Origin of the sequence: Phenylobacterium sp. (genome assembly GCF_024508875.1) — a bacterium.
Lineage (GTDB): Bacteria > Pseudomonadota > Alphaproteobacteria > Caulobacterales > Caulobacteraceae > Phenylobacterium.
This window is the reverse complement of the sequence record NZ_JANINU010000119.1, coordinates 1-6,958: the sequence shown is the minus strand read 5'-3', so window position 1 is coordinate 6,958 and position 6,958 is coordinate 1. Positions and strand designations below refer to the sequence as shown.

Annotated in this window: 8 protein-coding genes; 3 read left to right on the top strand and 5 right to left on the bottom strand. The window is 71.7% G+C overall.

What is annotated here, in order from left to right:
* Window positions 1-242: 242 nt before the first annotated feature.
* Window positions 243-914: a ligase-associated DNA damage response endonuclease PdeM gene (gene pdeM / locus Q0L11_RS10215; protein ID WP_296597080.1), complete on the top strand. Its 672-nt coding sequence runs from the start codon at window positions 243-245 to the stop codon at window positions 912-914.
* Between the two features lie 9 nt (window positions 915-923).
* Here the strand turns inward: pdeM and Q0L11_RS10210 are convergent, their stop codons facing one another.
* The 3 genes from Q0L11_RS10210 to Q0L11_RS10200 form a co-directional block, all read right to left on the bottom strand.
* Window positions 924-1,214, bottom strand: coding sequence for a hypothetical protein (locus Q0L11_RS10210; protein ID WP_296597078.1), 291 nt, complete (start codon window positions 1,212-1,214; stop codon window positions 924-926).
* 187 nt (window positions 1,215-1,401) lie between these two features.
* A complete protein-coding gene (locus Q0L11_RS10205; protein WP_296597077.1) occupies window positions 1,402-1,995 on the bottom strand; it encodes a GNAT family N-acetyltransferase in 594 nt (197 codons plus the stop codon).
* Between the two features lie 11 nt (window positions 1,996-2,006).
* Window positions 2,007-3,017 (bottom strand): metallophosphoesterase, encoded by a 1,011-nt coding sequence (locus Q0L11_RS10200; RefSeq protein WP_296597076.1) that lies wholly within the window; start codon window positions 3,015-3,017, stop codon window positions 2,007-2,009.
* Between the two features lie 197 nt (window positions 3,018-3,214).
* Here Q0L11_RS10200 and Q0L11_RS10195 point away from each other — a divergent pair, with 197 nt between their 5' ends.
* Both Q0L11_RS10195 and Q0L11_RS10190 read left to right on the top strand, forming a co-directional pair.
* Entirely contained in the window at window positions 3,215-4,165 is a 951-nt protein-coding gene (locus Q0L11_RS10195) for a choice-of-anchor A family protein (RefSeq protein WP_296597075.1), read from the top strand.
* A gap of 74 nt (window positions 4,166-4,239) precedes the next feature.
* Entirely contained in the window at window positions 4,240-5,079 is an 840-nt protein-coding gene (locus Q0L11_RS10190; protein WP_296597074.1) for a lysozyme inhibitor LprI family protein, read from the top strand.
* A gap of 11 nt (window positions 5,080-5,090) precedes the next feature.
* Here Q0L11_RS10190 and Q0L11_RS10185 read toward each other — a convergent pair whose 3' ends face one another.
* On the bottom strand, window positions 5,091-6,305 hold the full coding sequence (locus Q0L11_RS10185; RefSeq protein WP_296597073.1) for a cupin domain-containing protein: 1,215 nt from the start codon (window positions 6,303-6,305) through the stop codon (window positions 5,091-5,093).
* Window positions 6,306-6,446: 141 nt separating this feature from the next.
* On the bottom strand, window positions 6,447-6,914 hold the full coding sequence (locus tag Q0L11_RS10180; RefSeq protein WP_296597079.1) for a DUF3429 domain-containing protein: 468 nt from the start codon (window positions 6,912-6,914) through the stop codon (window positions 6,447-6,449).
* Window positions 6,915-6,958 lie beyond the last annotated feature (44 nt).

The following is a 6,958-nucleotide window of genomic DNA, read 5'->3' as shown; positions in this document are numbered from 1 at the left end:
CAGGCCGGCGAGATGATCCTGGCCGAGGCGGAGGAAGACCTGATCGCAGAGGCGACGCTGTGAGTGAGTTGAGCGAGGCCTTCGAAGTTCCTCCCCCATCGGGGGAGGGGGACCGCGAAGCGGTGGAGGGGGCTTCATCAGCGACGCCGGGGGGGACCCCCTCCGTCGGCTGCGCCGACACCTCCCCCAGAGGGGGAGGAACTGGGCATCGCTACGTCTTCGCGGTCGCTGGCTGCGGCGGGCTGGAGACGCGGGTCAATGGGGCGGCCGTGACGTTCCGCTGCTCCGGTGCGCTCTGGCTGGCGGACGTGCGGATGCTGATCGTCGCCGACCTGCATCTGGAGAAGGGCTCGAGCTATGCGTCGCGCGGCCAGATGCTGCCGCCCTACGACACCCGCGAGACGCTGCGGCGGCTGGAGGCGGAGGTCGCGGCGCTGACGCCGGCAAGCGTGGTCCTGCTGGGCGACACGTTCCACGATCGCCGGAGCGAAGGGCGGCTGGCCGGCGACGACGCCGAGCGGCTCCGCGCGCTGGCCGTGGGGCGGACGCTGGTGTGGGTGGTCGGCAACCACGACGCCGACGGGCCGCGGGCGCTGCCGGGGGAGACGGCGGACGAGATCGCGGTGGCCGGGCTGATCCTGCGCCATGAGCCGCAGGCGGGCGTGCAGCCCGGCGAGGTGGCCGGCCACCTGCACCCGGCGGCCAAGGTGCGGGCGCCGCGCGGAACGGTGCGCCGGCGCTGCTTCGTCACCGACGGCGAGCGGGTGATCCTGCCGGCGTTCGGCGCCTATGCGGGCGGGCTGAACGTGCGGGACGCGGCGTTCGCCGGGATGTTCGTGCGGCCGCCGCTGGCGGGCGCGGTGGGCGCCGCGCGCGTTCGGGCGGTGGGCTGGCGGCAACTGGTGGGGGACTAAGGCCCGGCCTCAACGAGGCACGACCGACTTGGCCTGGCGGTCGAGCTCGGTATTGGCCTCTTCCGCAAGTTGCTTGGCGTGCTTCAGCAGCGCTGCGGGTACGCCCCGGCCGTCGGGCAGCGATGCAGCCCAGGGGTTGAAGCCGATGCAGTGGCCGCTGAGGTTGCCGCATTGGCGCATCTCACCCGTCGCGCTGTCCATCACAACGATCACCTGTTCATCGTCGTCGAGCGTCGCCTTGGTGGGCTCCTTGGGGCTCTCAGCGATGAGCTGAGCCCAAAGATCGGTCGCCGGATACATCCCGACTCCGATGTACCGCCCCTTGGCGCCGGCCGCGCCGGAAGGCGCTCGCTCCGCCGCCCTTTGACAACCGCAGAGCGCCAGTGTCGCACCGGCGGCGGCTATAAACCCCAAGATCCTCATCTGCGCTCCTCCGATCACAGATCCGTGATCACGCCTGCCATCTGCGGCGAAGCTGTGGCCGTTCTTAGCCGGCGATGTAGGGGAAGTGCGGCGCGGAGTCCTTCGGCGAGCGGCCGAGGTGACGGGGGTCGTCGGTGATCTCGACCTTGCGGCGGAAGGGGACGAAGCCGGAGCGCATGTAGAAGGCGACGGCGCCCTGGTGGTCGAGGGTGCAGGTGTGGACCCAGAAGCGGCGGATGGGGCGCGACCACGCCAGTTCCATGGCCTGTTCCATGAGCCAGCGGCCGGCGCCCGTGCCGACGAGGCCGGGCGAGACGCCGAAGAACGCGAGCTCGCATTCGCCCTCCTGGCGGAAGTCGAGCTCCAGGATGCCGACGCCCCCCTCGCCTTCCAGCCGATAGACCTCGACGAGGGGGTCGCGGACGATCTTCAGCAGGTCGGCCTCGCTGAGCGCCAGGCGCATGAACCACAGCCAGTCGCGGCCGACGGCGCGGTAGAGATCGAGGTAGTCCTGCGCCGTGACGTTCTCCAGCCGGACCAGCCGGAAGGGCGGGGTCGCCGGCACGGGCCGTTTCGGCGGTCGGGCGAACATCTGCAGCGAGGTCTCGACCGTCACGATCTTGGTGGGATCGACGTCGTGGTAGCCGTCGGGAAGCATGCGGGTGGAACTCACTTCGGACAGTTGGGGCCGCGCCGGCTGAGGCACAGCCTGTCGCCGCCGGCGGGAATCTTGCCGGTCTTGTCGAGGACGCCGTCGAGGCGGAGGTTGGCGATCGACGGGCCGTCCTTCGTGACCGTGACCCACATGATGTGGTCGAAGGCGCCGGGGCTATCGTTGTCGGCCCACTCGCCGCCGGTGGTGCCGAGGGTGACGTAGTCGCGGCCGTCCTTTTCGGTGTGGCTGTAGCGGTGAACGTGGCCGTTCAGGACGGTGTAAGGCCGCCCCTTCAGCGCCGCCTCGATGCGCCCCAGCCCGCCGGGGCCCGCGCGGCGCCAGACCGGCTTGTGCATCAGGACGACGACGTGGCGCGCCGTCGGGTTGGCGGCGATGACCTTCTCGAAATAGGCGCTCTGGGCGTCGCCCACCTCCCCGACCTTGGCCTCCATCAGGGAGGCGTAGGGCAGCGTCCGGGCCTTTTCCGGCTCGGTCTCGCGGGTCGCCAGGTAGTCGGCGCGCATGCGGTAGATCTCGGCGAAGCGCGCCGGCGAATAGTCCTCGGTGTCGAGCACCAGGAAGAGCACGCCCTTGTAGGCGAAATGGTAGTAGCGGGCGCCGTAGCGGCGCTCCCAGACCTTGCGCTGGGTCAGGTTGGTCAGGTCGTGGTTGCCGCCCACGTGGAAGTACGGCGCCTTCAGCCCGGCGAGGCGCGCGTCGAACTCGGTCCATTCGCGCTCGAGGAGGGCTTCGTCCTCGGTCCCGCCATCGATCTGGTCGCCCACGGTGATGACGAAGGCCGGGCGCAGCAGCTTCAGATCCTCGACCGCCACGTCGAAGACGCCGGTGCGATAGCCGCTCTCCAGATCGGTGACGACGGCGAAGGTGAAGTCGCCGGGCGCGTCGTCGAAGCGCGTGCTGGTCCAGGGCGTCGGGCCCTTCATCGGCGCGGGGGCGAAGTCGCCCGCGGCGGCGGGCAATACGGCCGCGAGCGCCGCCGCCAGACCCACGATCCATCGCCGCATCGCATCCCCCTCCGCGCAGGGCGGCACCATAGCCTGGGCGGCGCGACGCTCAATATGGGTGGCGAAGCTCTGCCGTGAGGGGAATCCCCGGCAGGTTTGCAACCGCTGAGGCGTAGCCGTGGCGGAACCGCACCGATAACGGGAAGCGACTTTCACCTTGGCGCCCCGTGTGTGTGCGCCGACCGGAGCCCGTTCGTATGCGTCGCGTCCTGCTTGCCGCCGCCGCCCTTCTCGCCCTCGCCGCCCCCGCGGCGGCCAGCGCCGAGACCGCCGCGGACTTCAACCTCTTCGTCCTGAAGGACATGACGTACCGGGGCAGCGACACCGAGGGCCGCGTCGCCGTCGGCGGCAACGCCAACCTGACGGGCTATTCGGTGGGCGCGCTGGAGCCGAGCAACCAGGTGAACCTGGTGGTGGGCGGCAACCTGACGACCCAGGGCGGCTCGGTGACCGGCAAGGCCATCGTCGGCGGCACGGTTACGACCCAGTGGTACGACGCCAGCGGCATCCAGCCGGCCGGCACGCCGGTTCCCGTGGACTTCGCGTCGGAAGCCACGCGCCTGGTGGCGCTGTCCGACTACCTCGACACCTACGCCAACACCGGCTCCGTCAACACGGTGTGCTACGGCGCGCCGGGTACGAACGGCTGCCAGGTGACGTTCAACGCCACGGCGTCCGGCCTCAACGTGTTCGACATCGACACCTCGATCCTGTCGGACACCAACACGATCACGATCAACCTGGGGGCCAACTCCAAGATCCTGGTGAACGTGTCCGGGACGAGCGTGCGCCTCGACGGCGGCATGTCGCTGGTCGGCGGCAACGCCAGCCAGGTGCTGTTCAACTTCTCGCAGGCCACGGACTTCGTGGTCGGCAACATGGGCTTCCTGGGCTCGGCCCTGGCGCCGACGGCCGTCTACAGCGGCGGCGGCGGCGTCATCAACGGCCAGCTCATCGTCGACAGCTTCACGGGCGACACCTGGGGCGGCAACGGCGGCACGCAGGTGAACAAGGTGAAGTTCTCGGGCGACCTGCTCAGCATCAGCCCGACGCCCGTGCCCGAGCCGGCGACTTGGGCGCTGATGATCGGCGGCTTCGGCCTGGCCGGCGCGATGCTGCGCCGCCGGCGGGCGCTCGCCGCCGCCTGAGGTCCTAAGGGCACGCAACCTTCAGCGGGCGCCGACGATTGAACGTCGGAGGACCGCTGAACAGGGCGCTGGCCATGCCGAGCGACGACCTCCGGGGCGAGCCGACGACAGGCGCGCTGCCGGGTTTCCAGACCTACGCCGACGACACGCCGCGGGGCGATGAGCCGCGCAGCTTCAGCCCGCGCGAGCCGCGGACCTGGGCGGGGACTTCAGCGCCGCTGGTCGTCGCCCCCGGCCGGGCCGAGGACGCGTTGAAGCTGGAGACGCCGCCCGCGCGGCGACGGACCTGGCCCATCGCGGCGACGGCTGGCGCGGTGCTGGCGGCGTTCGCCGGAGGCTTCCTGATCGCGCGTACGGACCCGCCGCCGCCGGCGGCGCAGGCCGAGGCCGCCGCACCGCCCATGAACGTCGAGGTAGCCGCGGTGAAGCCCGCGGCGATCCCATCGGTGGCGGCGGTCGGCAAGCTGGAGGTGCTGCCGCCCGAGAGCGCGCCGCCGCGTCGCGCCGGCGAGCCCCGCCGCGCCCCGTCGCCGCCTGTGGAGGCCCCTACGCTCGCCCTACCTGCGCCCGAGGCGCCGGCGCGCGGGATGGCCCGCGCCGTGACGGGACAGGACGCCACCGCCCTCGCGACGCCCGGCCCCGCCCGCCGCTCCTTCGCCTGCCGCGACGCGCCGACGCGCGCGCGTCAGATGGTCTGCGCCGACATGGGACTGGCGGCGCTGGACCGGCGGATGAAGCAAGCCTATGCGGCCGCTCTCTCCGCGGGGGCGCACCCCGACGCCCTGGCGGCGGATCAGGACGATTGGCTGGACGTGCGCGAGGAGGCGGCCCGCCGCTCGCGCTGGGCGGTGGCCAGCGTCTACCGCCAGCGCATCGGGGAGCTTTGGGAGCTGGCCGACCGCGGCCCTCGCTGAGAGCGACGCGTTCAGCCGGCGGCCGCGCCGAACAGGTCGGCGACGCTGGCCTGGGGCGAGGCGACCTCGAGGAAGCCGACCTCCACGAAGCGGGCGGCCAGCGCCAGGCGCACGTCGTCGCCGATCGGACCCGGCAGGTCCCGGATGCGGAAACTGGGCGTGTCGGCGACGAACACCACGGCCTCCTGCGCGCCGCGATGAATGTAGAGGTGGCCGCCCGGGAAGGCGAAATCGATCGTGTCGGCGTTGGCGCCCAGGTGGCTGAACCCCTGCCCCGCGTGGCGCAGCACGGTGTCGAGCGTCAGCGCAGGCGGCGCCGCGGGCCGGGGCAGCGCGGGCAGTTCGCCGACATTGCGGGACGAACGGCGCTGGAGCGCGGCGTTGAGGAAGCCCGGCGCGCGGACCGCATTGAGCAACTGCCCCACGGCCTCGCCGACGGGCGCGGCCAGGGCCTGAAGATCCGCCCCCTCCATCCGTCCGGCGACGGTGGCGCGGAGGGGCCGGTTCATGTCGGACAGATGATCCAGGGCCGCGATCACAGCTTCGCGCAGGGTCAGCGGCGTGAAGCCCAGCGCCACGTGCACGGACTCGGTGTCGGAATCGACGGTGTGGAAGGTCCCGCGCGGCAGGTAGACGAGGTCACCGGGCGCCAGGTCGAACACCTCGTGCGGGCCGAGGTCAGGCGGGTTTCCGGAAACGCCCTTCCACGTATTGAAGAGTTCGGACGGGCGCGTGGAGACGTACCACCGCTTGGTCCCCATCAACTGGACGACGATGAGGTCGTGGTCGTCGTAGTGGACGGGCGCGCGCATACCGCCGCGGCTCCAGAAGGCCGAGGCGGTGACCGGCGCGTGGATCAGCATCTCCAGCGCGCGGGCCAGCGCGTCCAGCTCCGCCGATAGCGGCCGCAGGTCGGGGAAGCGGACGGAATAGTTGCGCGCATGAAAGGCGTCGATGCGTGCGCGGAAATCCTCGGCGTCCCGCACATCGGCCAGGCCGGGCGGTGGGCCCGAGGCGTTGGCCGAATGGTAGGTCAGTTCGGGCGCCAGCCGGACGGCGCCCGCGAGCGCGGCGCGCGGATCGGGGCCCAGCAGGTCGAGACGGGACGCCCTGCCGTCATGGCGGACCAGCCGAAAGCCGCCGCCGAGCGCTTCGCCCAGGAACCCGTCGATGCTCAGGGGCGCCAGCAGCCGCCCTAGCCTCGATTCCGCTTCGGCCAGATCCATCCTCACGCCCCGCGCGACCGCTCATCGTACAGATGACGCCGTAAATCTCACGCTTCGGCGAGCGATGTCATGTCGAGCGCGACGAGCGGTTACTGAAGACGGTCGAAAGGCTTGCCGAACGGGCAGGCCACCGCCGGCGCCTCAGCCGTTCATCGCCTTCTCAAGCGCGAGGCCCAGCGAGACGCAGGCGGCGCCGGTGACGGCGGTGGAGAGGATGGGGTAGCGCGAGGGGGTGTCCGGCGTCTGGTGGTCGAACAGCCACTGGATCAGGAAGCCGGCCAGGAAGCCCCCGACGATCCAGGTGTCGGGCGCCCGGCCTCGGGCCAGCAGGATCACCACGGCCGCGACGGCGCAGAGGAAGGAGAAGGCCTGGCGCATCGGACGCGGCCTGGGCTCTCGGGTTTCGAGGCCCCAGCGCACGCCGCCCAGGAAGGCGAGGGTGATCGCGGCCCAGGCGATCAGCAGGGTGAGCGCGGGCGCCGTCCAAGCGGCCGGTCCGTAGCAGTAGACGACGGCCGCGGCCGGGAATGGCGCGAGGGCCACGAGGGCGATGCCCCAAAGCGCTACGGGAATGGCCTCCGCCCCAGCGGGGGGCCGCACGTCATCCATGAGCAATCAGTCTCTCCGGAATGCCGCCGAGGCCGCCCAACCGG